Origin of the sequence: Larkinella arboricola (assembly GCF_003259745.1) — a bacterium.
Classification (GTDB): Bacteria; Bacteroidota; Bacteroidia; order Cytophagales; family Spirosomataceae; genus Larkinella; species Larkinella arboricola.
In genome coordinates, this window is sequence record NZ_QLMC01000001.1 from 935437 (window position 1) to 959297 (window position 23861).

Sequence of the window (23861 nt, forward strand, 5' to 3'; positions counted from 1 at the left end):
TATCAGGGCGTGACCCGCAACTTCGTCAGCTTGACGGGAACACCCGCCAGCCGAACATTCGGCGGGGGCGCAAACTCATCGGCGTTAAAAACGACTTTGGTTCCGGTTTTTCGAGCCTGGTCGGGTAGGTTGCAGGCAAAATAGCGTGTGCTGTCGCTGGTCAGGATATAGAGCCAGGTGCTGGTTTGGGACGTTTCCGCTTCATTGACTACTGTACCCGGCACCTCGCGCAACTCGGCGGCTTTTTTCCATTCGGCATAAGACGGACAATCGGTGCTCACGGGTACTTCGTTGTTCCAGGGGGCGGTTTGGCAGGTTGCCATCAGGAGCGTCAGGCCCAATACTAAAGTTAGCGTCTTCATCACTGTGCTTATTTTAAGTACTGATATAAGACACCCGGAAGGCGGAAATGGTTGGAGAAGGCCGCTGTTAGTTTAGAAAGACGTTATAAAAAAGCCCCAGACGGTTTTAAAACCATCTGGGGCTGTCGTATGGGTGCGAGTTGAAATTAACCCAGTTTCACTTTCAGATTCTGATCCAGTGCTTCCAGGAAATCTTCGGTATTGAGGTAGTGCTCACCGGCTACCAGTTTCGTACCTGACGGGAACGCCGACAGGGCCAGATCCTTGGTCATTTTGCCACTTTCGACGGTTTCGATACAAACGGCTTCCAGCGCTTCGCAGAAGTCGATGAGTTGCTGGTTGCCATCCAGTTTGCCCCGGAAAGCCAGACCGCGCGTCCAGGCGAAAATCGACGCAATCGGGTTGGTAGAAGTCGGGTTGCCTTTCTGGTGCTCGCGGTAGTGGCGCGTTACCGTACCGTGGGCCGCTTCGGCTTCCATCGTTTTGCCATCGGGTGTTACCAGTACCGAGGTCATCAGACCGAGTGAACCGAAGCCCTGAGCAACGGTATCCGACTGAACGTCACCGTCGTAGTTCTTACACGCCCAGACAAAGTTACCTTCCCATTTCAGGGCTGATGCTACCATGTCGTCGATCAGGCGGTGTTCGTAGTGAACGCCCTTCGCCTTGAATTCGTTTTCGTAAATTTCCTGGAAAATATCCTTGAACCGACCGTCGTATTTTTTCAGAATCGTGTTTTTGGTCGACAGGTACAGCGGCCAGCCTTTTTGCAGCGCCATGTTGAAACAAGCCTGCGCAAAACCGCGGATCGACTCGTCTACGTTGTACATCCCCATCGCCACACCGGCTCCTTTGAACTGGTATACTTCAAATTCCTGAACGGTTCCGTCTTCGCCTTCGAACTTCATCGTCAGCTTTCCTTTGCCCGGTACGACGAAATCCGTAGCGCGGTACTGGTCGCCGAAAGCGTGACGACCCACGATGATCGGGGCCGACCAGTTGGTTACCAGACGCGGCACGTTGTTGATCACAATCGGCTCGCGGAAAACCGTACCGTCCAGAATGTTCCGGATCGTACCGTTCGGCGATTTCCACATCTGTTTCAGGTTGAATTCTTTCACGCGGTCTTCATCGGGCGTGATGGTCGCGCATTTGATACCAACACCGTATTCTCTGATGGCGTTGGCGGCATCAACCGTTACCTGATCGTTGGTTTCATCGCGGTATTCGATGCCCAGATCGTAATATTTAATGTCAACGTCGATGTAAGGGAGGATAAGCTTGTCTTTGATAAACTTCCAGATAATGCGGGTCATTTCGTCGCCATCCAGTTCGACCACCGGATTAGCTACTTTAATTTTCTCCATTTGTTAGATATCAATCAGTGAAACGATACAGGAAATCAGCCGCAAAGGTAATAATTCTGGGCGTAACGGGAAATGAAAGTTCGCCAATGAACGGGCCGTTGCCTCACGGATTGATGCGCGGTTAAGCCAGCGATGACACGGGGCAGAGGAACCCTGCCCCGTGTAGCAAGTACTGATCCCAAGCCTGCAAAGCTTAGGATGTGGTTAGGATGCTGAGGAGACGGCGCTGGGCTGTTCGGTGGAGATAACACCCAACTCGCGGCCAATCTTTGTAAAGGCAGTCACGGCTTTTTCGAGGTGCTCGGGTTCGTGGCCCGCCGAAATCTGCACCCGGATTCGGGCTTTGCCTTTCGGAACCACCGGGTAGAAGAAACCAATGACGTAAATGCCTTCTTCCAGCAACCGGGCCGCAAATTCCTGGGCCAGCGGAGCGTCGTACAGCATAATCGGAACAATCGGGTGTTCGCCCGGCAGAATGTCGAATCCGGCGGCTGTCATGGCTTCCCGGAAATACCGTGTGTTGGCTTCCAGTTTATCGCGCAGGGCGGTGGACGATTGCAGGATTTCCAGTACTTTCAGCGACGCCCCGACAATGGCCGGTGCCAGCGTATTCGAGAACAGATAAGGCCGTGAACGTTGGCGCAGCAGCTCCACAATCTCTTTCCGGGCCGCCGTAAAACCACCCGACGCGCCACCGAGTGCCTTGCCGTACGTGCCGGTGATGATGTCGATACGACCGAACACGTTCCGGTATTCCGGCGTTCCGCGACCGGTTTTGCCCAGAAAACCACTGGCGTGGCATTCGTCCACCATCACCATCGCGCCGTATTGATCGGCCAGATCGCAGATTTTGTCGAGTTGGGCAATGGTGCCGTCCATCGAGAACGCGCCGTCCGTCACGATCAGTTTCCGCCGGTTGCCCGAAGCCGCCTGCAACTGGGCTTCCAGATCGGCCATGTCGTTGTGTTTGTACCGAAACCGTTTGGCCTTGCACAGCCGAATCCCGTCGATGATCGAAGCGTGGTTCAGTTCGTCCGAAATAATGGCGTCTTCTTCGTTCAAGAGCGGTTCAAAAATCCCGCCGTTGGCATCGAACGCAGCCGCGTACAGAATGCAGTCTTCGGCTCCGACAAACTCGGCGGTTCTCCGTTCGAGTTCTTTGTGAATGTCCTGCGTACCGCAGATAAACCGCACCGACGACATCCCAAAACCGTGGCTGTCGAGCGTCTCGTGCGCGGCTTTGATCACCTCCGGATGCGACGACAGACCGAGGTAGTTGTTGGCGCAGAAGTTCAGGACTTCCTGCCCGCCGTGAACGGCGATGACCGATGATTGCGGAGAAACAATAATCCTTTCGGATTTATACAAACCGGCTTCCCGGATGGAATCAAGTTCCTGCTGAAGTTCGTGTTGAATACCGTACATACCGTTAAAATGTTGGGATGGAAGGTTGATAGATAGTCGAAAGCTGCGTAATCATTTCCTGCGTCATGCGCGGCAGGTCAAACTCCGGTTGCCAGCCCCAGTCGTTCCGGGCCACCGTATCGTCGATGGTTCGGGGCCACGAATCAGCAATGGCCTGACGGAAATCCGGTACGTAGCGGGTCGTGAAGTCGGGAAAATACGTTTGGATCGAAGCCGTCAGTTCGGCGGGGGTGAAGCTCATGCCGGCCAGGTTGTAGGAGGTCCGTACACTGATCCGGTTTTCGGGGGCTTCCATCAGTTCCAGCGTGGCCCGCAGCGCGTCGTCCATGTACATCATCGGCAGCAGCGTGTCTTCCGCCAGAAAACACTCGAACGGCTGGCCCTGTACGGCCGCGTGAAAAATGGCAACGGCGTAGTCGGTGGTTCCGCCCCCCGGCATCGACTGGTAGCTGATGAGGCCCGGATACCGCAGCGAGCGCACATCCAGCCCATAGCGTTTGTGGTAGTACAGCGACCAGTTTTCGGCGGCCACCTTGCTGATGCCGTACACTGTGGCCGGGTCGAGCGAAGCCGTCTGGGGCGTTTCAAACTTGGGCGCGTGTTCGCCAAAAGCCGCAATGGAACTCGGTACAAACAATTTCCGGACCTGGTGGATGCGGGCCACTTCCAGCACGTTGAGCAGCGTCTGCATATTCAGATTCCAGGCACCGAGCGGGTCGGTTTCGCCTTTGGCCGACAGCACAGCCGCCAGGTGGTAAATCTGCGTAACACCGTACCGCTGCACCAGCTCGGCCAGTGCATCGGCTTTGGTGGCGTCCAATAATTCAAAAATTCCGGACTTCTGAGCGGGTTGACGCAGGTCTGCGCCAATTACCGAATCTGTCCCGTAAAGGGCCTGAAGCCGGGGGAGAAGTGCTGTGCCGATCTGGCCGTTGGCCCCGATCACTAAAATGGTTTCGCGCTTCATTTTTTAGCCGGTTGAAGTGTAAACTTAACAACGCTGAAAGTTGGTTGTCTTGTGGTGCAAAGTTACTTATGCCAACTATTTTTGGATAATAGTTCAATAAATCCGTTAATATTGTTGCTGTGGAGAGCATTAGTAGATAAAATTTCTATTTTGGAATATTCGGATAATTAGTGGTAGAAAAATTTTCGGTATGGAACAACTTGACGACATTGACAAGAAATTATTGCGGCTTTTGCAGGAAGACGCCAAGCTGACTACGAAAGAATTGGCCGCTCAACTGGGCCTGACGCTTTCGCCGGTTTACGAACGGATTAAACGACTGGAAAGTCTGGGTTTCATCAAACAGTACGTGGCGGTTCTGGATAAAAATCTGCTGGGGCAACCCATCACGGCTTTCTGTCAGGTGTCGATGCGTTACCACGACAAGGCGTTTATCGACAAGTTCGAGGAAGAAATCAAGAAGCTGGAAGAGGTGCAGGAGTGTTACCACATGGCCGGTCAGGTCGATTTTTTGCTAAAAATTCACGTCAGCAGCCTGGACGGTTACCACAATTTTGTGAAGTATAAACTCTCTGAAATTGAGAATATTGGTGTGCTCAATAGCACCTTCGTTCTGAAAGAAATCAAGCACAACCTGGGTTATGTGATTCATTGATTGCCGATTCGGGGCAACGTCCAGCCGTACCGGATGGCACACAGGCGGATGAGGGTAATGCTGGCGGCCGAAATGAGAAAATTCAAATTAGGATCGATCGCTAACGCTCTACCCAGCACATACAGTAGGGCACCAGCCAGGCAAGCCGTGGCATAGATGTGCTTTTCGAAGATCAGGGGAATGTCATTGACCAGCGTATCGCGCAGAACGCCCCCAAACAGCGCCGTCATCAGCCCCATTAAAACGGCAGCCCAGTTATTGACCTCCAGGCTCAACGCTTTTTGTAAGCCGAAAATGGTATAAATGCCGATGCCAAGCGTATCGAAAAAAATCAGGGGACGCCAGAGCTGGCCAAACCACCAGCGCCGTCCGGCAATGGCGATGCCTACGCCCAGCATGATGACAATGATATAATTCGGGTCCCGAATCCAGAAAATGGGATGAGCGCCCATGATGATATCCCGGGTCGTACCGCCACCGACCGCCGTTAGAAAACCGATAAAAGAAATACCAAACAGATCGTGGTACATTTTTTTATTCAAAGCCGATAAGGCCCCCGAAATGGCAAAGATGCTGGTGCCGACCAGGTCAATGAGATACCAGTTGCTCATGGATCAAAGGAAACACATTTTCATCATTTGCGGCAAAATTTATCTAATTTCGTGCGTTCCTGACCCTATCTTGATGATTCCTGCCATGCGCCGACGCTTATTTTCATTGATCGGTTTTCTCACCATTTTTCTTGCCTTAACCAGTGAAATAGTACTGACGAAAACTGCCGTAAAAGAAACAACGGTGTTTCAGAACGGTCAGGACGGGTATCAATGTTACCGGATACCAGCTATTGTAAAAGCGCCTAACGGCCATTTGCTGGCCTTTGCGGAAGGGCGGAAGAAGGATTGCAACGATTTTGGCGACATTGATCTGGTTATGCGAATGAGTACGGACAACGGCCAGACGTGGGGTTCGCTTCAGATTGTGGCTGATAATGGCGACTGGCTGGCCGGTAATCCCGCGCCGGTTTTTGACCGGTCCGACCGCAGATTCAGGAAGGGGCGGCTTTTTCTGGTTTATAACACCAGCACGGTTTCGGAAAATGACATTCGGAACGGCAAGGGCATTCGGGAAGTGTGGTATAAGACCAGTACTGATAATGGGCAAACCTGGTCGGAAGCCGTCAACATCACCACGCAGGTAAACCGCCCGAACAAACCCGATGTAAACTCGGCGTATGCGTTTCCGGAAGACTGGCGGTGGTACGCCAACACGCCGGGTCACGCCCTGCAAATGGAGACAGGCCGCTACCAGGGACGGCTTTTTGTGGCCGCCAACCACACCGCCGGACCGCTTCAACCCAAATTTCAGGAAGGCCGGGCACACGGTTTTTACTCCGACGATCACGGCCAAACCTGGAAGCTGACACCGGATGTTCACTATCCCGGCAGTAACGAAAGTACGGCTGCCGAAACCGCCGACGGTTATGTGTTGATGAACAGCCGCAACCAGTCCGGCGACGTGAAAAACCGGCTGCTATCGCTTTCAAAAACCGGCGGGGAAAGCTGGGAGCCGGTACGGGTAGCGCAGGATTTGCCCGACCCGGTTTGCCAGGGCAGTATGGTCCATTACCAACCCCGCCGGGGCAAACGCGTGTTGCTGTTTTCCAACCCGAACAGCCCGACCAGCCGCGAAAACTTGACGATCCGGATCAGCACCGACAACGGCCAAAGCTGGTCGGCGGGCAAGACCGTTTACAGCGGCCCGGCTGCCTACTCCGATCTGGTGATTCAGCGGGACAGTAACATTGGGGTGCTGTATGAGAAAGATAAATACGCAAAAATCGTCTATGCCCAGTTTGCATATGATTGGATGAAGGATTAGTAGAAGAATGTAGGTTTCTACTTTCTAGTTTGCTGAAAAACAGCCACAACAAACTACTATGAAGAAGCTCATCTACCTCTGCCTGGCCGTACTGGCCTTTTCCTGCAAAAAGAATGAACCGGAATTTGTCCTGCCCACGTACAACGATTGGTATGTTTTTCAGTCACCGACTGACAGGCCCATTGAAGGCGTTTGGGGCGATATTGATAAAACGCTGCTGATATCGACCGGGATAGCCGTTTACCGCTCCGTCGATCGGGGCAAAACCTGGCAGGAAGTAGTCGGGAATTCCAGAATCGGCATCTTTGGGATCATTAAGCACCAGGATACGCTGTTCACAATGACCGGGTTAAGCAGCGTACAGAAAAATGCGGTTGTTCAGCATCAGGCCCTTGTTAATCCTGACAGCTATAGCCTGGATGACGGCCGAACCTGGCAACCCTACAAGGGATATAATGCGGCTCTGGATTATCATCGCCTTCCGGAAGAGTCCCGGCGTCGTTTGTTTATAAACCCCGTTTCGACTTCCACCCGCGAATCGTACACCATTAACATGGTTTATCTGGATGATTCGACAAAGGCATTGCGCCGGTTTGAAACCCCGGGCGTGATGACCGCAACGGGCCGCCGGATCGACTTACCCCAGCTTCATCAGTTGAAGAGCCTCTATCTCGATGCCAGCGAGCGTCTTTATCTGGCCGGTACAGATGCCGTCTGTAGTAACGGCCAGCGGTTTGCGTTTTGTAACAGTCAGGCGGGGCGGGGCATGGTGTACGTTTCGAAACGGCCCCGGCCCTGATGAGCCAGCCTACCGAAAAACGGTCTACGCCGACGGATCAATTTCGGGATTCAGCCAGACTACTTTTTGTTCGGGCTGGTGGTCCTGTCCAAGAATGTCGCGGTACAAATCGGGTCGGCGGGCCTTTAGATACCGGTGGCCGCCCGCCATCGTGAGTTTTTCGGGCGTACAAGTCGCCATAGCAATGTCGTTGCCCAGGTTCCGGCATTCGGCCAGCACGTCGCCAAACGGGTCAAGAATCATCGAACAGCCGTTTTTAAGCTGATCGTCGTCCATGCCAATCGGGTTGGAGAAAACCACGTAAACCGCGTTGTCGTAAGCGCGCGCCGGGAGCCACTTCATGAGCCAGGCCCGGCCTTTCATCCCGTCAAATTCGAGCCGGAGTGAGGTGGGGTCATGCTCGCGGTTTTCCCAAAGCGCCGGATCGACAAAGCCCGCACCGGGCCGGGTCGAGGGCGTACACATCGTGACGTGGGGCATGAAAATGATGTCGGCACCCAGCAGTTTGGTGGCCCGGACATTTTCGATGATGTTGTTGTCGTAGCAGATCAGAATGCCGCATTTCCAGCCTTTGATCTCAAATACCACATACTGATCACCCGGCAGCAGGTGCGGGTTAATGAACGGGTGCAGCTTACGGTATTTGGCAATCAAACCGTTTTCGCCGACGCAGACCTGCGCCTTGAAAAGCCGGTCCTGCTCGTCTTTTTCGAACAGCCCCACCAGAATCACAATCTGGTGTTCGCGGGCAATGTCGGTCAGTGTCTGAATGCTTTCTCCATCCGGAATGCGCTCGGCGATTGCCAGCATCTGCTCCCGCGACAGGTTCCGGGCGTGGGTGTAGCCGGGAATGGAGCATTCGTGAAAAGCGATCACGTCGGCACCTTTTTGAGCGGCCTGTGCCGCCATCCGGCGAATGATGGCCAGATTATGCGCTTTCTGGCCGTTGTAGTGTTCGAACTGGGCGGTAGCAATGCGAAGCGGTTCCATGCTGTAAAAGTAGCAACAGAATTCCGGTTCAGCTATGGCATAAAGCGCCAATCCGTGGACAAGTTTTCAGATTTATTGTCTGGCTGCTTCCACCACCATTTTCTGTTGCAGCCAGGCCAGATTAAACCGGTAATGAATGCTGCTGCTGATCAGGTGAATCAGGTTGTCGGGGGTTTGGGTAAGCGCCAGATAGCCGCGTGGCTCGGCGTGGGTGGCATCCATCTCAAACGCTCCGGTCCAGGCACCGCCGTTGAGGTAACGGTATTGGCCGTCAGTCAGCAGTTTCTTGACCGGCCACGTCTTGCCTTCATCGAACGACAGAGTCGCGTACATACCGTGGCCCCGGAACGACTTGCCTTTGTCGTCGGTAAACAACATACCTTTCTTTGCTTCGTCGGGTTCTTCGGGATGGTGCGTAAAGCCAATCAGCATAATCGGCCCTTCGTTCAGCCGGTGCAGAATCAGCCGTTGCCCGCCCCCAATTGGCGGGAATTCGGAGGGTGAATAGGTCCAGGTTTTACCCATGTCGCGCGACAAACTCATCGGCATACGTGGAATACCGTCCGCATTGGCAATATTATCGCCCCGCCCAAACGCCATCAAACTGCCGTCTTTCAACTGCGTAACGCCCGCGTGAATCCCGGCAATTAACCCGCCGGAAGCACCGTTTTTGAAGTCCGGTTTTTGAGGGTCAGTATACGGAGCCGCCCAGGTTTTGCCGCCGTCCTTGCTGACATGAATCGCCGAACCGCCCGATGAACTGGGGTCGGCATCACAGGTCTGCACCAGCCAGCCTTCTTTCGTCTGAAACATCCCGGCAATAACCTGATGCCGTTTTTCGTGCTCCGGTGCCACCAGTTTCGGTGCCGTCCAGGTTGCGCCGTTGTCGCGGCTGGTGCGCAGGGACATCGCCAGATTCTGCCAGTCACCGCTGGCTTCGACGCCGTTCATGTGGTAAATGGTACCTTTGCCGTCGTGAAAAATCGAACTGCCCGTCATGTTCCGATCCGGCACTTTGAAAAACTCGGAGGGCGCATCCCAACGGGTTTGTCCGGCCCGCAGCCGGCTAGCAATTACCGTCATTTCGCGGCCGGATTCTTTTTCGGTCGAAAACCAGATCGCCATCAGGTCGCCGTTGGGCATCCAGGCGATGGCGGGCTGGTGGTTGTGCGAGTAATACGGAACCCCGGCATTGCAGTCCGGTCGGTTGGCATACCGTACAGGTTCCATAAATACCGGTTGGGTGGCTGAAACGGTTTTCCAGGCAAACGGTTTTTGCGAAACGTTCAGCGCGTAGGTTTTTGGCGGCAGGGCCGGAAGGGGTTGGGTAGACGGTTTTTCGGCCTGCACGACCCGGAAACCCACCAGCCAGTTTTTGTCTTCGGGAATCATGCCGAGCCGGTTGGTGGTGCGCAGGTACTGCACCGGCGTTCCGTGGCTGCCTCCGCGCGTCACCCGAAACGGGCCGGATGCGCGGCCCACCGGATCGCGTTGTTCGGCGGCTTCATAAGGTCCGTACCAGTCCGAGCACCATTCTTCCACATTCCCGTGCATATCCTGAAGGCCCCAGGCGTTGGCGGGCGTCTGGCCCACGGTCAGAGGAACCACAACCGGAACCCGGTCGGTTTTCTGGCTTTTCTGGTAGCTCTGGGGCAAAAACCGTCCGGTCGAAAACGGCGTAACGGTTCCGGCGTGGCAGGCATATTCCCACTCGGCTTCCGTCGGCAAGCGATACGGTTTTCCTTCTTTTTTGCTGAGCCATTCGCAGAAAGCCACGGCTTCGGCGTAGCTCACAAACACGACGGCTTCATTGTCTTCTTTCGAAAAACCAGCTTTCCCGCGCAATTTTTTATGTTCGGGATCAAAGGCTTCGTACTGCGCATTGGTGACTTCCGTGACCGCCATCCGGAACGGTTTCGAAATCGTTACGCGGTGAACCGGCGCTTCGTCATAATCTTCGCCCTCGCCCTCCGAGCCCATGTAAAACCGTCCGGCCGGAACCGTTACGAGCTTCATACCCAGCGAATTGGTTTCCTGCGCAAAAGCGGTTTTTGCAACGAAAAGAAAGGCGACAATCAGACGGTTTACTTGCATAACGTAGGGTGAAATCGGATTCCTCCGGACTAAACTGGAGGCAAAGTAAATGAATTTTAGCCGACCAGCTTTCCGGCGGAAACCGTTTCAATGCCTAATGAGGCCTGAAGCTCGCTGGCGGTTTCGATCAGGGCGTCCATGTCGCGTTGCAGTTCGGGCGTCAGTTGACCCACATCCCGGCGGGTGTACAGCGAAATCGGCAAGCCGCGTTTTTGCAGGGTGTATTTGGCGATAATCGGGTAAGCGGAGTGAACCAGGTCCATGCAGTCGACGAAAAACTGCTGCACGCGGTCGATGTCCGGTTGTTTGTCCGTCTGGTCGAAGTTGTTGCAGAGCCAGACGATCAGTTCCGGAAATTCATTGCCCTGAATGCACGACAGCCCGGCGGCTCCGGCCCGCAACGAAGAAACCGCGTTGACCATATACGCATCGTACAGCCCAAACTGATAACCGGCTCCGGCGGCAATCCGATGCGCCACTTCCTGATCGTCCAGGCAGGTGTCTTTGTGGTAAATCAACCGGCCCGTGGGCAGGAGTTCGTTCAGGATTTCGGTATTGATCAGGCGTTTGTAGGGCACTGGGCATTCGTAGAAACCGAGCGGGATACCGTCGGTCAGGTCGATAAGCTGGTGCATCCGTTCCAGAAAAACCGCGTCGGACTCGTCCTCGTCGGCAATCAGACCGGTAATGACAATAACCGCCTGAATGCCGGTTTGGTATATACGTTTAACGAACTCGGCCTGCTGCGCAATGGGACCGCCGAAGGTCCCCGTTGCCACAACCGGCACGCGCCCCGCCGTCTGAGTAACCACAAACTGGGTGACTTCCAGCCGTTCTTCTTCCGTCAGTTCATACATTTCGCTGGACAAACAGTTGGCGAACAGGCCCGCGGCCCCGGCCTCCAGGTAAAAATCGACCAACTGAGCCAGCGCCGGGTAATCGACGGCACCGGTTTCCTGAAAAGGAGTGAGCATGACGGGGATGAAACCCTGGGGTAACGATCCGGCAGAAGAAGAAGAAGGCATGGTGAAGAAAGTAAGTTTGAACGAGATCTTGTCAAGTGGTTTCGCGGAGATGAGCGGAGTTAGTTAGAGGTTAGCGGAGTCTCTGCTAACCTCTAAAAACTCCGCTTAACTCTGCGAAATAACGGTTAAGGGTTTAGGAATAAAAAACTGGGTTAGGGTTGAATAACGGTAGTATGGGGTTCAGGAATAGTTGTATTTTTCTTACCGCGAAGTTTGGTGAACAGCAGACCGACCAAGAAAATCGCCAGCGTACCGATTACCATAATCATGTTTTGATGAAACGGACTGCGCAGGGCCGCATACTCGTCGGGGATCTGGGCCGAAAACGTCATCCAGACAATCACCAACAGTCCAATCACCGTGGCCGTCCAGGCTTCGGTATTGCGGGTTTGCCGCGAGATCATGCCCAGCAGGAACAGGCCGAGCATACCGCCCGCGAAAATACCGGACAGCATCCACCAGATATCGAGCACGCTCTTGACCCCGATCATCGCAATACCGGTAATCATGCCGAGCAAACCAAAAACTGTGGTGGCAATGTATAACAACCGCAGCGATTGCCCGCCCGATAGGTTGGGTTTCAGGTACCGTTGGTAAATATCCACCGAGAAAACCGTCGCTGACGCATTCATGCTCGAGCTGATGGTACTCATGGCCGCCGACAGAATAGCCGCTACAATCAGTCCGACGAGTCCCGCCGGAACCCTGTTGACCATAAAGTGCGGCATGACTTTGTCGCCAAATTCGGCGGGGGTCAGCGTACTGGCCAGTTGCCGGATGGCTTCCGGGCTGCCGTTGGGCAGACGTTCTCCGGCGACCTGCATCCGGACCGCCATCAGCATATCCGGGTTGCTTTCATAATACGCGTACAGACACGAACCGAGGACAAAAAAGACGAGCGAAACCGGCACGTAGAGGTATACACACAGCCAGATGGAGCGCGTGGCTTCCTTGATGGAGGTGGTGGTGTGATACCGTTGCACGTAGTTCTGATCCATCCCGAAGTTGTTCAGGTTCATGAAAAAACCGTAGAGCAACACCACCCAGAACGTCGATTGGGTGAAGTCGGGCGCAAAACTGCCGAGACTGAATTTGTCGTCGGCTTTTCCAATTTCAACGATCTTGTCAATTCCGCCCGGCATCCCGTCAACCACCAGGTAGAGGATGATCAGCGCCCCGGCGGTTTTGATGACGCCCTGCACCACCTCCGTCCAGATCACGGCTTCCATACCGCCCATGACGGTATAGAGAATGATGCAAATGCCGACCACAATCATGATGGTGGCCATCGGATAGCCCGTCAGCGCCTGTAAACTCAGGGCAATGCCGAAGAAAATGGAGCCCATGCGGGCCAGTTGTGTCAGAAGAAAACAAGCTACGGCGTAGGTCCGGGCCCAGGCTCCGAACCGGTGTTCCAGGTGGGTGTAGGCCGATACTTCGCCGGTATGACGGTAGAATGGCACGAAAAACCGGGCCGCGACCCAGGCCGAGAGCGGCATGGCTAAGCTGAACACAAACGAGTTCCAGTTGCTGCCGAATGCTTTGCCCGGTACACCCAGAAACGTGTTGCTGCTGAGGAAGGTAGCGTAAATGGACATACCAATGGCCCAGCCCGGAATCTTGCCCGACGCCTTCGTAAACTGGTCGGCGCTCTTGTTGTTACGGGAGAAATAGACCCCAACGGCCACCATCCCGATCAGATAAGCAACAATCACCAGTAAATCGATAACGGGTAGGTTTTTCATTCGGCGGGTTACGGTAATTTATCAGAATTTTTTTTAGTCTTGAGCGAAAATAACGGCTTCTTACTTAGCTTGCAAACGCGATTTTATGACTGCGCTACTAATAAATTTGATTATACTGGCAAAAATAGTCTTTAAAGTAGCTGGTGTTTTATGTAGAGTTTTCCAATCATTGTACGATTTTAGCATAAACGATTTTTAGAGAATGAAGGCGCATTTTCATAAAGTACCCGTCAATGCTCAGGATTCATTCAGTGTTCGGCACGATCGAAAGCCCAATTTTGGGAACATCTGGCACTATCATCCCGAGTTGGAACTTCACTACGTTATTCAGGGGGAGGGAGTTCGGTTTATTGGCGATAATGTCAGCAATTTTTCGGCGGGCGAAATTCTGCTCGTGGGCGAGAATCTGCCGCACACGTGGCGGTGTAACGACGCTTATTTTCAGGACAATTCCAGGTTGGAGGTGGAAGCGATTCTGATGCAGTTCCGGCCCGATTGCCTGGGTCGCGACTTCCTGAATCTGGCCGAAACCCAACCCATCCGGCGGCTTTACGAACGGGCTTCGCAGGGGCTGCTGATTAAAGGTAAAACGGGCGAAAAAATAGCGTCGCTGCTCTACAGCGTCGTGGAAGCCCGCCCGCTGCAACGCCTGATTATTCTGCTGTCGATTCTGGAAATTCTGTCCCAATCCGATGAACTGGAAACCATTACGTCGGAACACGCTTTTTACCAGTCGAACGAACTCGAAACCGTGCGGCTCAATAAAGTCTGTACGTATACGCTGTCGAACTACGCCAAGGAAATTACGCTGGAGGAAGTGGCGTCTATTGCCAGCCTGAGTGTGACCTCGTTCTGCCGGTATTTTAAAATGATGACGCACAAGACGTACCATGAATTTCTGACCGAAGTCCGAATCAGCCACGCGTGCCGGGCGCTGGTCGAAAACAAGCTGAGTGCGGAGGTAATCTGCTTCGATAGCGGCTTTAACAACCTGTCAAACTTTTACCGGCATTTCAAGCGCGTCAAGGGCGTGACCCCCCTCGAGTACAAACGGAACTACCTACAGTGAAACCGTTACAACTTCCTGTTTATGGGGATTTCTGCGTAAGGCGAATAGCCCGAAAAGGCGGCAAACCGTATACTATACACCAAAACCCTAAACCGACATCCCATTTAATGAACTCCCGGATTGGCTGGCTCATTCTCGGTGCGGGTCTGCAAACCTGCGCTCCCAAACCCCACCTGACCATGAATTTTACCGAAAAGCAACTCACGTTCGACACCAAAGGACACACTATTCATAACGCTCAGGCCTTTTCACCATCCGACGAATGGCTGGTTTACGACACCCGGAATGTGGACACCGGCATCGGCAGTACGGGATCGATTGAAATGGTGAACGTTAAAACCGGCGAGATCAAGGTCCTGTATCAAACCGAAAACCAGACCGAGTTTGGCCCCGGCGTGGGGGCGGTTACGTTTTCGCCGACCCGGAACCGGGTATTGTTTATTCACGGCATTCGAAACGCGAACCGGGAAAAACCGTATGATTTTGCCCGGCGGACGGGCGTTGCGATTGACACCGATCAGCCCGGAAAACCGATTTTTCTGGATGCCCGCGATGTGACACCACCGTTTACACCGGGGGCTTTGCGGGGCGGCACCCACGCGCACGGCTGGAGCGCCGACGGCCAGTGGATCAGCTTTACGTACAACGATTACCCGCTCGACCGATTGAGCAAAACCAACCCGGCGGTCAAGGATTTGCGCGTGGTGGGGGTGATGGCTCCGTTTGGGAAAGTAACCGTAACCGACGACGGTTCGCGGGAGAATAACGCTGGGGAATTGTTTTCGGTGGTGGTCACCCGCGTCACGGAATCGCCGAAGCCGGGCAGCGACGAAATTGATAAAGCCTTTGATGAAGGCTGGATGGGTCTGGATGGGTACCGGAAAGCAGACGGAAGCTGGCAGAAGCGGGCGCTGGCGTTTCAGGGCAATGTGCGGAACCGGGAAGGCAAAACCGTGGCCGAAATCTTCGTGGCTGACCTCCCCGACGACCTGACGAAAGTCGCCGACGGCCAGCCGCTGGAAGGCACCGAAACCAGTCGGCCCAACCCACCCAAAGGCGTTCAGCAGCGCCGGATTACGTTTACGGAGCACGGCGCGGAAGGTCCCCGGCACTGGCTGCGGACTACGCCCGACGGTTCGATGATCGGTTTTCTGGCGAAAGACCCGTCCGGAACGGTTCAGCTTTTTGGCGTGTCGCCCAACGGCAGCCCCATCCGGCAACTCACCCGGCAACCGTTTTCCATTCAAACTACTTTTAACTTCAGCCCGGATGGCCGTTGGGTCGCCTATGCCGCCGACAACAGCGTGTTCATCTCCGAGGTAGCCACCGGCGAGTTTAAGCGGTTGACGCCCCGTTCGTCGGACGACGAGCAACCCCGCAACGGTATTGTCTGGTCCAACAAAGGCGATCAGATTGCGTATAACCGGTATGTGACGACAGAGAAGGGGCGGTTTTTGCAGTTGTTTTTGCTGGAGAAATAACGGGAATCAGAACGGACAAAATAAATGACCGGGTATTCAGATGCCCGGTCATTATAGATCATTTGAGAAGCAATCCGATGGCTGTTAATGCGTAAACCGGCTATCGGGAATGTCGGCGGGGGCTGATCCGTTCAGGCTATATTTCAATTTGAGCGTAAAACCGCCACCGCCTTCGATAAAATCCGCTTCAAACGGGTGAGCGCCTTTCTGCAAAGCCACCTGTCCGAATCGGTACCCAGATTTCTTCTTCCGAATCCGGGTCATTATTTCTGTATTTCTCGCCCAGAACCTCGAAATGCGGACGGTGATCCAGTACGTAATTGGAAGCAGGCAGCCACGTTCCGAAGATGTAATGAAACGTTTCGGCAAACTCGCTCGGTAAGCCTTTGTAGAGAAAAACCGCATACAGGCCGTCGGGTAGGATGACGGTTTCCAGACCATCCGGAACGTGGTTGAAGTCGGCAACCTCCACCAGCGCCCATTTTTCAAATTCAGCAGTTGGGGTAAACGTGTTGTAGTCGAACGGTTTTTCGTAGACCTGCAACGAGAACAAATCCGTCGTCACCGGATTGACGATTTCCTTCCGGCGGGGCATGAAACTTCGCCACAATTCGCCGGTTCGGTCGTTGGCAAACGACATACGCAGTCGCTTGCCAACCAGTTTCTTTTCGGGCAGGGTTTCTATTCGAGGGGTCATGGTTTTTGCGGATAACTCACGGTTTGGCGTGACGCATTTCGAGTCCCACCGACGTGCGGGGTTTGAAGCCCGTCCACGATTCGGCGTCGGAGTTTTCGGGCAGCGCAAGGTATTTCGCGTAATCCATTCCTTTCAGGTGGATGCCCAGAAAAGCCGTGACGAAATGCTGATTGATGTTGTTGATCCGGCGCTCGTTCCAGGCGGGTTCGGAAAAGTGCTGATAATCATCAAAGTGGCCCGGTTTGAGTGCTGCGGCTGGCGGTGGGTTGGGGGCCACGTTGTGCCGGGCGTTGATGTAGGTCAGCAAATACCGGTCGGCGTTGACCGCACCGTCGTAAATGGCTTTGATCCCTTTTTCGTAGCCCGAAACATCGTCTTTGCTGCCCGCGACAAACATCGTCGGGAGTTTCAGCCCTGCCAGTCCTTCGGCATCCCACACCCCGCGTTCCATGCCCCAGGGGGCAAACGCTACCACGGCTTTGATGCGCGGGTCCTGCGAGGCTTTGTAGTCGGGAGCGGCCATTGTTCGCGTTTGCAAAGCCGTGCTGCCGCCGGTCAGTTGCCCGAAAAATTTGGCTGCTTGGGCGCTGAATCCGGCTCCCGCGACGTTGAGTACCCCGTATCCGCCCATCGAGTAACCAATCAGGGCGGTTTTATCGGTATTGGCGAGTCCGGCCAGAAAATGACTGGAGGTTTTAGCACTCAGGCGGGTGAGTTCATCCAGCACAAACAGATCGTCGAGCGGGCGGTTGAGTAGGGTACTGGGAAAGCCGCCCAGGTCGCGGTAAGTCGATTCGGTATGGTCGATGGCTACCACCACATAGCCTTTGGACGCCAGATTTTCGGTCAGATACGTCAGCAAAAACCGGGAGCCGGGGTAGCCGTGCGAAACAATCACCAGCGGGTACGCTCCTCCGCCCGCATCAGGCTCGGCATCCCGCAATGCCCGGCCCGTGAACGAGAATGGAACCAGCGGACGCTTGGGGTCGTTGGCGCGGCCCAGCACTTCTTCGTACGTTACCCGTTGGGCTTTACCCGCCGGTATGCGGGCCGGGTACCAGACCTCAAGGGTTAGCGGCCGGTCGTAAACCGGGCTTTTTCCATCTTTGGTACGCAGCACATCCACCTGCGCCTTGTGCGTGAGTTTCAGCGTCCGAACGCCAACACCGTAGGTACCACGGGCGGCCAGTTCCGGGGCATCGGGCAATGGGTCGCCGGGCAGAAAAGCGTCGGTGGTCTGGGATTGGGCGTAACAAGTGATGAGTAAAAAAAGAAACAGAAGCCGGGTTTTCAGGGTCAGCATAGCGCGTGTAAGCGGAGATTGGTCAAACGGTCTTCAAATTACAAATTACGCGAAGTAAACGTACACGCGACTTCGCAAATCCGTACTTTAGCGGCCCGTAAAAGCTAGTTGCATGTATACCTTATACGCCATTCCGAATTGCGATACCGTAAAAAAAGCCCGCACCTGGCTGGCCGGGCGCGGCATTGACTACCAGTTTCACGATTACAAAAAACAGGGCATCGACCGACCTACGATTGAACACTGGCTGACACAAAAGCCGTGGGAGGAACTCGTCAACCGCGTCGGAACCACCTGGAAAAAAATACCCGAACCGGAAAGACCCACGGACGCTGAAGCCGCCATTGCCTTGATGATGGAAAAGCCGTCGGTAATTCGTCGCCCGCTGATCGAAGCGGAGGGGAAAATAATTGCGCTCGGTTTTAAACCGGATGACTACCAAAATGTGTTCTCTAACTAGAGCATCTTTTGAAATTCGGTATGAGTAAACGAACGCTGGATACACCGGAAGACATTCGTTTTCTGGTGGATTCGTTTTATGAGAAAGTGCAGGCCGACGACTTTATCGGCCCGGTTTTTACCGACGTCGCCCACGTTGACTGGTCGAAACATTTGCCCAAAATGTACGCCTTCTGGGAGAACATCATCCTGGGTAACAACGCTTACCAGGGCCACCCGTTCCGTCCCCATCTGCTGATCAACCAGCAGCACACGCTGACCCTCGACCACTTCGAACGCTGGCTGAAGCTGTTTGCCGAGACGTTGACGGAGCATTTTGAAGGGACCAACGCCGAACTGACCCGGCAGCGGGCCACGCAGATTGCGCTGGTCTGGAACAACAAATTTGACTACATCAACAACGATTCGTACATGAGCAAATAATCAGCCCAACGGTTGATTTTTGGGGCGTCGGCAGCAATCACGGCCATCCGTCACGTTGCTCCTGACGGGTTTGGTAAATGCTGCTTTTTATGCCTGATCTCCAGCCGAAAAATCGGGCATGGTTTGCGGGCGGGCGTACGGAAACTGCCCCAGCTTGGTCAGTCTATAGTAGCTGTTAAGGCCCGAAATACCGACATCGTTGACGCGACTGAGGTCAAAATGTCCTTCTTCATCAATAGCTTCGTCGGGTACAATCAGGTGTTCAATCTGACCGATAATCAACATTGTTCCGTTGATCTCAATGGGCAGACCCTGCAAAAATTTCAGCCCTATTTTCAGCGAGCTTTCCTGCACAAACGGAGCCGGGAAACCGGCCAGGTATTCTTCCGTAAAATGGCACTGGTCAAACTCCGACTCTTCTTTTTTGAATTTGGCCGAAGTATAGTGCGCCCGTTCCATGAAATCCTCGTGGACGTGGTTGATGGTGTAATAGCCGGTTTCGAGAATGTTTTCGTAGGTATGCTGGCCCGCATCGCGCTCCGGTCTGAGTACAAAGCCGAGCAGGGCCGGATTGCTCCCCAAATGAACCACCGAACTAAAAATTGCCAGATTTGATTGCTGCTTACCGGAAACCGTGCCGATCAGGTTCGCCGGTTTAATGCCGGTAACGGAATTGATGATGTTGAGCCGCCGGATTCGCTCGGTATTGTCAAGGTCTTCTTTCGTTAAATGCATAATGGTTTGGGATAAACCGTGTTTTGAGCAGGGCGCGTTTCGCACGGCTTGATTAACTGCTTTTCATAACGTAAAGTTTAGCCCGAAGGTTAGGCATTATGTCGTATGTGTCGTCTTTTGCCCGTTTTTTTACGCCTTCTGCTATCCCTTGTATGGCGGAGTTCTGGTAGTTTTGCGCTGATAAACAACTAGATACTTATGAAAAGCGCTCTTTGCCGGGTAGCGGGTTTCCTGTTGATGGGATGCCTGACTGCTCAGGCCCAGCAACTACGAGTGGCTTACTTCGGCGAAACCGTCACGCACTACGGTTTGAAAGTTGCTTACGAATACCCGCTGATTAGTCGCGTCAAATCCAGTAATAACGCCCGAAAAGAATTTCTGATTACGCCCGGGCTGGCGGTCTATAACCATCCGCATAACCACGTTGGGGTCGTCTTCTCGCCCGAACTGGCCTACCAGCGAACCGGTCGGCGCGGTGGTGTTTTTGAGGTCGGTCTTTCCAATTCCTATTTGCGGTATTTTCTGGCCGGGCAAACCTTCGAAGTTGGTGAAAATGGCGCGTTCCGGCGGGTCAGAATGGCGGGGCGCGGAGCCTATCTGCCCACGGTTTCGGTGGGTTTTGGCCGGGATTTGTCTGTTCGGCACAACCGCTCGCTGGCCTGGTATGCCCGGCTGAACCTGATGCAGCAACGGCCTTACAATGCCTCCCAGTTATACCGCTTCGGTATCGAATGTGGAATCCGTAAACCGCTGAAACGCAAATGAAACCCTGCTATTTCTGCCTTCTTTTTTTACTGCTCGTCTCGTTATCCGCGTGTGAGAAAAACGAGATGGCCGACACCGAACGGACGCTTTATTTACGGCACAAAGGCGCGGATATGCCCATCTGGGTGCGCGGCAATCTGGCATCGAACAAGCTGGTTCTGTTTCTGCACGGCGGCCCCGGCGACTGCGCTATGTGTTACCGTCATTATTTGAAGGGGCTGGAAAAAGACGTGGCCGTGGCTTACTGGGACCAGCGGATTGCGGGTTCGTCGTCGGGGAAAGTAGACGTGAAAACCCTGAACTACGCGCAATTTGGGGAAGATGCCTACTACGTCGTGAAGCTCCTGAAAGAACAGTATCCGAACACCCGGATTTACCTGCTGGCCCACAGCTTCGGCGTCGAACTGGCGTGGCAGTTTCTGACCACAGGCGACAACCAGAAGATGGTGAGCGGACTGATGGCCGTCAACGGTACGTTTTCGACCTTCCGCTGGCTGGTGCAGATGCGGGAGTGGATTTTGCGCGAAGCCCGGCTTCAGAACAGGACCGAAATAGAAAAATACGCTCAGGAAAATCCGGTAACCCGCGAAAACCTGGGCACGTATAAATGGCCGGAACTCTACAAACGGATGCTGGATCTGGGCGGTAATCCGGTTTCGATTTACGACGATAAATCGTTCGTCCTCAATTACCTGTTTGCTTCGCCGAATACCGCGCTGGCGCAATTTTCGCACCCGGAAGCCTACACCGATTACGGTGATCATGAAATCCGGACGTACGAAAAAGGTCCGTTGCTGAAAAATATCGAGATTCCGGTGGCCCTGTTCTGGGGCAAAAAAGACGGGGTGGTGCCCATCGAAATCGGCTACGAAACCCGGGATTTACTGTCGAAAACCGTTCCAGCCTTCGTAACGTTCGAGCAGTCGCACCACGAGCCGTTTATTACCGAAACCGACCGGTTTGTGGCCGAGGTATTGAAATTCGTCCGCTGATTCGGAGTTTCGCCCAAAGCTGATAAGTTGTTAATGGAATGCATCCCTTCGTTTACAATTTTTTATAAAGGCCACAGGCTAAGTTTTACCCTGTAGCGGAACTGCCTGCCTGCTTTTCAGTGTGTTGTGGTCAATTCATTTAGACCCAAAAAAGAATGAGCAACACAGCAAAACAGGCCGCTTCAACTTTCAAGATTGGCGGTGAACTGGAAATCAATCGATTGGGGTACGGCGGTATGCAATTGACGGGTTTCGGTGTTTGGGGCGATGCGCCCAACCGGGAAACCGCCAAGCAGGTTCTGCGGAATGCCGTGGAAGCGGGCGTGAATTTCATCGATACGGCAGACTCCTACGGTCCCCATACCAATGAAGTGTTAATTGCCGAGGCCCTGCACCCGTATCCCGCCGGGCTTCTGATTGCGACCAAAGGCGGCTTCGACCGGACGGGCCCCAACCAGTGGGTCACCAACGGCCGCCCGGAGCACATCCGCGAAGCCATCGAGGGCAGTCTGCAACGGCTAAAACTGGACTGCATTGACCTCTGGCAACTGCACCGGGTTGACCCGAAGGTACCGGTAGAAGAAACCCTCGGGCCGGTCGTAGAAGCCGTTCAGGCCGGTAAAATCCGGCACGTGGGGCTGTCGGAAGTCGGTATTGAAGACATTGAACGGGCCGAAAAAGTCCTGCCGATTGTTTCCGTTCAGAACCTATACAACCTCGGTAACCGCAAGTGGGAAGACGTACTGGATTATACCACACAGCGCGGCATGGCGTTTATCCCCTGGTATCCGCTGGCGTCGGGGCCGGACAAACTGGCGAGCAAAATTCAGGCTATCGCGCAGAAACACGGCGCCACCACCGCCCAGATTGCGCTGGCCTGGCTGCTGAAACGCTCCCCGAACATTCTGCTGATTCCGGGCACCAGTTCGCCCGAACACCTGAAAGAAAACCTGGCTGCCGACCAGATTGAATTGTCCGAAGAAGACGTTGCGGCTTTGTCGGAATAGGGATTTCGGACGAGAGAGTAAAGACAAAAGAGCCAGGACAGGAGCGTAGAGACCCTAAGTCTTTCTTCTCCTGTCCTGGCTCTTTTTCTAAATAACCTTACTTCTTATCCCACCAGACTTTGCTCAGGTAGGTGTCGCCGTTGCTCAGGCGTGACGAAGCTTCGTTGTAGTTAGCGGCATTTCGAATCCGTTCGGTGCTCGAATACACGCCCCGGCGCGGAATCTGGCCATTGGTGGTTCCGGGGTTCGGGCCGGGTACCAGTTTGGGGTAACCCGTCCGGCGCCATTCGGCATAAGCTTCGTAGTGACGCATAAACAGGCTAATCCACTTCTGGGTCATGATCTGTTCCAGTTGCTGCTCGGCCGTTCCCGTTAGTTTCCCTTCCCGGGCGATGTAGGCCGTAATGTCGGCTTCGGGGATGGAATACGGCTGAATCTGCATGGCGGCCCGGATACCGGCCTGGTAGAAGCCTTCCGCCTGTGCGGGTGTCAGACCGCCCCAACCCAGCAAAGCCGCTTCCGCTTTGAAAAAGCAGTTGTCCGAATAAGCCAGAAACACGAACGGGAAGGTGGATTTCCGGTCGTTGTAAATGGCAATGTTTCCGTACGAATAATCATCCCGGTTGATAATCACACTGTTGCCCAGCGCCACGCCAAGGCCCCGGTAAATTGGGTTACCTGCTTTCTTGGAGTTTTCGGTGGGTTCGGCAATGCGCGGCAGCCGTGGGTCCTTTTTCGCCAACAGGGCGTCGATGAACGGAGCGGCCAGCTGGTTCAGTTCTTTACTACCGTTGTAACCGCCTATGATCGGGTGGTAACCAAACGGGTTACCGTCCTGCGTTACCGTCGGCATGGCGCCATTGTCGGCATTGCTTTCGATCAATGGCGCGCTCAGGGCTTCTTCCACGGTTTTGCGCGACAGGGCCGCATCAGCATACCGCAGGCGCATCCCCAACCGGAGTTTCAGCGAATTGCCAAATTTACGCCATTTGGTTACATCACCATTATAAACAAAATCCGCCTTTCCGTACGACACATCCGTTGCGTTCAACTGGCCGATGGCCGCATCCAGCTCCGCAATGAGCGATTTATAGATGTCTTCCTGCTTATCGTATTTCGGGAGCAGAATCAGGTTGTTATCGGGCAAACCGGCTTCGGTGTACGGAATATCGCCCCAGAAATCGGTCATGCGCTGCCAGAAATAGATTTCCGTAATCTTGGCAATGGCCAGCTTGGTGCGTCCGTTGGGCGTCGTTTCCTGTCCCTTCAGAATCTGATTGCGAATCTGAGAAAGGTTTTTGATCAACTCATAGTGCGACGTCCAGTTGTTGGTTTCGTAAATATCCCGGTCTTCGAGGTATTGCGAAGGCGCCGACAGCGAACCGCTGGCCCATTGCTCCACCCACGAACCGACCTGCCACCAGTTGGTGCCATCGGCCAGAAAACCGTTGAGTTGCGCCTGTGAGTACAGGTATTCTGCCGGTACGTTGCGGGGCTGGGTTGGGGAGGTGTTTAGTTCCTCAAAATTGTTGGTACAGGCCGATGCCGTCATGAGCAAGCCCAGTACCGAAAGCCGTATTTTTTTAGAGAATCGTTTCATAATTGAATGGCGGTTTAGGTTCC

The 23861-nt window shown here is 54.1% G+C and carries 24 protein-coding genes; 10 read left to right on the forward strand and 14 right to left on the reverse strand.

The annotated features are described in order from the left end of the window. Positions 1 to 2: 2 nt before the first annotated feature. The 4 genes from LX87_RS03885 to LX87_RS03900 all read right to left on the reverse strand — a co-directional run bounded on the left by LX87_RS03885 (position 3) and on the right by LX87_RS03900 (position 4121). Positions 3 to 362: a hypothetical protein gene (locus tag LX87_RS03885; RefSeq protein ID WP_146624422.1), complete on the reverse strand. Its 360-nt coding sequence runs from the start codon at positions 360 to 362 to the stop codon at positions 3 to 5. A 146-nt stretch (positions 363 to 508) separates the two neighbouring features. After that, positions 509 to 1729, reverse strand: coding sequence for an NADP-dependent isocitrate dehydrogenase (locus tag LX87_RS03890; RefSeq protein ID WP_111626841.1), 1221 nt, complete (start codon positions 1727 to 1729; stop codon positions 509 to 511). A 204-nt stretch (positions 1730 to 1933) separates the two neighbouring features. Continuing rightward, positions 1934 to 3154 carry a glycine C-acetyltransferase gene (kbl, locus tag LX87_RS03895; protein WP_111626842.1) on the reverse strand — a complete coding sequence of 407 codons (1221 nt, stop codon included), beginning with the start codon at positions 3152 to 3154 and terminating at the stop codon, positions 1934 to 1936. Between the two features lie 4 nt (positions 3155 to 3158). Then, positions 3159 to 4121, reverse strand: coding sequence for an NAD-dependent epimerase/dehydratase family protein (locus LX87_RS03900; RefSeq protein WP_111626843.1), 963 nt, complete (start codon positions 4119 to 4121; stop codon positions 3159 to 3161). 190 nt (positions 4122 to 4311) lie between these two features. Between LX87_RS03900 and LX87_RS03905 the strand changes: the two genes are divergently transcribed. Beyond that, positions 4312 to 4776 carry an Lrp/AsnC family transcriptional regulator gene (locus LX87_RS03905; protein WP_111626844.1) on the forward strand — a complete coding sequence of 155 codons (465 nt, stop codon included), beginning with the start codon at positions 4312 to 4314 and terminating at the stop codon, positions 4774 to 4776. Here LX87_RS03905 and LX87_RS03910 read toward each other — a convergent pair. Then, a complete protein-coding gene (locus LX87_RS03910) occupies positions 4770 to 5387 on the reverse strand; it encodes a trimeric intracellular cation channel family protein (RefSeq protein WP_111626845.1) in 618 nt (205 codons plus the stop codon). The two genes, LX87_RS03905 and LX87_RS03910, sit on opposite strands and share 7 nt — an antisense overlap. An 85-nt stretch (positions 5388 to 5472) precedes the next feature. Here LX87_RS03910 and LX87_RS03915 point away from each other — a divergent pair, with 85 nt between their 5' ends. Together LX87_RS03915 and LX87_RS03920 are read left to right on the forward strand one after the other, a co-directional pair. Next, on the forward strand, positions 5473 to 6654 hold the full coding sequence (locus tag LX87_RS03915) for a sialidase family protein (protein WP_111627473.1): 1182 nt from the start codon (positions 5473 to 5475) through the stop codon (positions 6652 to 6654). A 58-nt stretch (positions 6655 to 6712) separates the two neighbouring features. Beyond that, positions 6713 to 7453, forward strand: a complete 741-nt coding sequence (locus LX87_RS03920; protein ID WP_111626846.1) for a beta propeller repeat protein — start codon at positions 6713 to 6715, stop codon at positions 7451 to 7453. Between the two features lie 24 nt (positions 7454 to 7477). On the opposite strand, the gene LX87_RS03925 is transcribed toward LX87_RS03920, so the two are convergent. The 4 genes from LX87_RS03925 to LX87_RS03940 form a co-directional block, all read right to left on the reverse strand. Further along, the gene (locus LX87_RS03925; protein ID WP_111626847.1) at positions 7478 to 8443 is read right to left on the reverse strand and encodes a nitrilase family protein; all 966 of its coding nucleotides are present in this window, start codon (positions 8441 to 8443) and stop codon (positions 7478 to 7480) included. Between the two features lie 72 nt (positions 8444 to 8515). After that, complete coding sequence (locus LX87_RS03930) at positions 8516 to 10537, reverse strand: SUMF1/EgtB/PvdO family nonheme iron enzyme (protein ID WP_111626848.1); 2022 nt, start codon at positions 10535 to 10537, stop codon at positions 8516 to 8518. A 56-nt stretch (positions 10538 to 10593) separates the two neighbouring features. Continuing rightward, the gene (locus LX87_RS03935; RefSeq protein ID WP_111626849.1) at positions 10594 to 11562 is read right to left on the reverse strand and encodes a dihydrodipicolinate synthase family protein; all 969 of its coding nucleotides are present in this window, start codon (positions 11560 to 11562) and stop codon (positions 10594 to 10596) included. Positions 11563 to 11714: 152 nt separating this feature from the next. Next, entirely contained in the window at positions 11715 to 13307 is a 1593-nt protein-coding gene (locus LX87_RS03940) for a sodium:solute symporter family protein (RefSeq protein ID WP_111626850.1), read from the reverse strand. 202 nt (positions 13308 to 13509) lie between these two features. Here LX87_RS03940 and LX87_RS03945 point away from each other — a divergent pair, with 202 nt between their 5' ends. Together LX87_RS03945 and LX87_RS03950 are read left to right on the forward strand one after the other, a co-directional pair. Next, positions 13510 to 14376, forward strand: a complete 867-nt coding sequence (locus tag LX87_RS03945; protein ID WP_111626851.1) for an AraC family transcriptional regulator — start codon at positions 13510 to 13512, stop codon at positions 14374 to 14376. 107 nt (positions 14377 to 14483) lie between these two features. After that, positions 14484 to 15857 (forward strand): DUF3748 domain-containing protein, encoded by a 1374-nt coding sequence (locus LX87_RS03950; protein ID WP_211325268.1) that lies wholly within the window; start codon positions 14484 to 14486, stop codon positions 15855 to 15857. Positions 15858 to 15941: 84 nt separating this feature from the next. Here the strand turns inward: LX87_RS03950 and LX87_RS29260 are convergent, their stop codons facing one another. The 3 genes from LX87_RS29260 to LX87_RS03965 are packed head-to-tail and all read right to left on the reverse strand — an operon-like array spanning position 15942 to position 17857. Then, a complete protein-coding gene (locus LX87_RS29260) occupies positions 15942 to 16076 on the reverse strand; it encodes a hypothetical protein (protein ID WP_262511063.1) in 135 nt (44 codons plus the stop codon). Then, positions 16045 to 16554: a GyrI-like domain-containing protein gene (locus LX87_RS03960; protein ID WP_111626853.1), complete on the reverse strand. Its 510-nt coding sequence runs from the start codon at positions 16552 to 16554 to the stop codon at positions 16045 to 16047. Before LX87_RS03960 ends, LX87_RS29260 begins: the two co-directional genes overlap by 32 nt. 16 nt (positions 16555 to 16570) lie before the next feature. Continuing rightward, positions 16571 to 17857 carry an alpha/beta hydrolase family protein gene (locus LX87_RS03965; protein ID WP_111626854.1) on the reverse strand — a complete coding sequence of 429 codons (1287 nt, stop codon included), beginning with the start codon at positions 17855 to 17857 and terminating at the stop codon, positions 16571 to 16573. A gap of 112 nt (positions 17858 to 17969) precedes the next feature. On the opposite strand from LX87_RS03965, the gene LX87_RS03970 reads away from it, so the two are divergent. Beyond that, complete coding sequence (locus LX87_RS03970) at positions 17970 to 18317, forward strand: ArsC family reductase (RefSeq protein ID WP_111626855.1); 348 nt, start codon at positions 17970 to 17972, stop codon at positions 18315 to 18317. Between the two features lie 20 nt (positions 18318 to 18337). Then, a complete protein-coding gene (locus LX87_RS03975; RefSeq protein ID WP_111627475.1) occupies positions 18338 to 18739 on the forward strand; it encodes a group III truncated hemoglobin in 402 nt (133 codons plus the stop codon). Positions 18740 to 18826: 87 nt separating this feature from the next. On the opposite strand, the gene LX87_RS03980 is transcribed toward LX87_RS03975, so the two are convergent. After that, positions 18827 to 19474, reverse strand: coding sequence for a flavin reductase family protein (locus LX87_RS03980; RefSeq protein WP_111626856.1), 648 nt, complete (start codon positions 19472 to 19474; stop codon positions 18827 to 18829). A gap of 198 nt (positions 19475 to 19672) precedes the next feature. On the opposite strand from LX87_RS03980, the gene LX87_RS03985 reads away from it, so the two are divergent. The 3 genes from LX87_RS03985 (at position 19673) to LX87_RS03995 (ending at position 22238) form a co-directional block, all read left to right on the forward strand. Further along, positions 19673 to 20239: a hypothetical protein gene (locus tag LX87_RS03985; protein ID WP_111626857.1), complete on the forward strand. Its 567-nt coding sequence runs from the start codon at positions 19673 to 19675 to the stop codon at positions 20237 to 20239. Beyond that, positions 20236 to 21231, forward strand: a complete 996-nt coding sequence (locus LX87_RS03990; protein ID WP_111626858.1) for an alpha/beta fold hydrolase — start codon at positions 20236 to 20238, stop codon at positions 21229 to 21231. The genes LX87_RS03985 and LX87_RS03990 overlap by 4 nt, the downstream gene beginning before the upstream one ends. Before the next feature lie 155 nt (positions 21232 to 21386). Continuing rightward, a complete protein-coding gene (locus LX87_RS03995) occupies positions 21387 to 22238 on the forward strand; it encodes an aldo/keto reductase (protein ID WP_111626859.1) in 852 nt (283 codons plus the stop codon). A 97-nt stretch (positions 22239 to 22335) separates the two neighbouring features. Here LX87_RS03995 and LX87_RS04000 read toward each other — a convergent pair whose 3' ends face one another. After that, positions 22336 to 23838, reverse strand: a complete 1503-nt coding sequence (locus LX87_RS04000) for a SusD/RagB family nutrient-binding outer membrane lipoprotein (protein WP_111626860.1) — start codon at positions 23836 to 23838, stop codon at positions 22336 to 22338. Between the last annotated feature and the right edge of the window lie 23 nt (positions 23839 to 23861).

Excerpts from the sequence above, each read along its gene's own strand:
- LX87_RS03885 (WP_146624422.1), bottom strand. The coding sequence starts at position 362 with ATGAAGACGCTAACTTTAGTATTGGGCCTGACGCTCCTGATGGCAACC.
- LX87_RS03890 (WP_111626841.1), bottom strand. The coding sequence starts at position 1,729 with ATGGAGAAAATTAAAGTAGCTAATCCGGTGGTCGAACTGGATGGCGAC.
- kbl (WP_111626842.1), bottom strand. The coding sequence starts at position 3,154 with ATGTACGGTATTCAACACGAACTTCAGCAGGAACTTGATTCCATCCGG.
- LX87_RS03900 (WP_111626843.1), bottom strand. The coding sequence starts at position 4,121 with ATGAAGCGCGAAACCATTTTAGTGATCGGGGCCAACGGCCAGATCGGC.
- LX87_RS03905 (WP_111626844.1), top strand. The coding sequence starts at position 4,312 with ATGGAACAACTTGACGACATTGACAAGAAATTATTGCGGCTTTTGCAG.
- LX87_RS03910 (WP_111626845.1), bottom strand. The coding sequence starts at position 5,387 with ATGAGCAACTGGTATCTCATTGACCTGGTCGGCACCAGCATCTTTGCC.
- LX87_RS03915 (WP_111627473.1), top strand. The coding sequence starts at position 5,473 with ATGCGCCGACGCTTATTTTCATTGATCGGTTTTCTCACCATTTTTCTT.
- LX87_RS03920 (WP_111626846.1), top strand. The coding sequence starts at position 6,713 with ATGAAGAAGCTCATCTACCTCTGCCTGGCCGTACTGGCCTTTTCCTGC.
- LX87_RS03925 (WP_111626847.1), bottom strand. The coding sequence starts at position 8,443 with ATGGAACCGCTTCGCATTGCTACCGCCCAGTTCGAACACTACAACGGC.
- LX87_RS03930 (WP_111626848.1), bottom strand. The coding sequence starts at position 10,537 with ATGCAAGTAAACCGTCTGATTGTCGCCTTTCTTTTCGTTGCAAAAACC.
- LX87_RS03935 (WP_111626849.1), bottom strand. The coding sequence starts at position 11,562 with ATGCCTTCTTCTTCTTCTGCCGGATCGTTACCCCAGGGTTTCATCCCC.
- LX87_RS03940 (WP_111626850.1), bottom strand. The coding sequence starts at position 13,307 with ATGAAAAACCTACCCGTTATCGATTTACTGGTGATTGTTGCTTATCTG.
- LX87_RS03945 (WP_111626851.1), top strand. The coding sequence starts at position 13,510 with ATGAAGGCGCATTTTCATAAAGTACCCGTCAATGCTCAGGATTCATTC.
- LX87_RS03950 (WP_211325268.1), top strand. The coding sequence starts at position 14,484 with ATGAACTCCCGGATTGGCTGGCTCATTCTCGGTGCGGGTCTGCAAACC.
- LX87_RS03960 (WP_111626853.1), bottom strand. The coding sequence starts at position 16,554 with ATGACCCCTCGAATAGAAACCCTGCCCGAAAAGAAACTGGTTGGCAAG.
- LX87_RS03965 (WP_111626854.1), bottom strand. The coding sequence starts at position 17,857 with ATGCTGACCCTGAAAACCCGGCTTCTGTTTCTTTTTTTACTCATCACT.
- LX87_RS03970 (WP_111626855.1), top strand. The coding sequence starts at position 17,970 with ATGTATACCTTATACGCCATTCCGAATTGCGATACCGTAAAAAAAGCC.
- LX87_RS03975 (WP_111627475.1), top strand. The coding sequence starts at position 18,338 with ATGAGTAAACGAACGCTGGATACACCGGAAGACATTCGTTTTCTGGTG.
- LX87_RS03980 (WP_111626856.1), bottom strand. The coding sequence starts at position 19,474 with ATGCATTTAACGAAAGAAGACCTTGACAATACCGAGCGAATCCGGCGG.
- LX87_RS03985 (WP_111626857.1), top strand. The coding sequence starts at position 19,673 with ATGAAAAGCGCTCTTTGCCGGGTAGCGGGTTTCCTGTTGATGGGATGC.
- LX87_RS03990 (WP_111626858.1), top strand. The coding sequence starts at position 20,236 with ATGAAACCCTGCTATTTCTGCCTTCTTTTTTTACTGCTCGTCTCGTTA.
- LX87_RS03995 (WP_111626859.1), top strand. The coding sequence starts at position 21,387 with ATGAGCAACACAGCAAAACAGGCCGCTTCAACTTTCAAGATTGGCGGT.
- LX87_RS04000 (WP_111626860.1), bottom strand. The coding sequence starts at position 23,838 with ATGAAACGATTCTCTAAAAAAATACGGCTTTCGGTACTGGGCTTGCTC.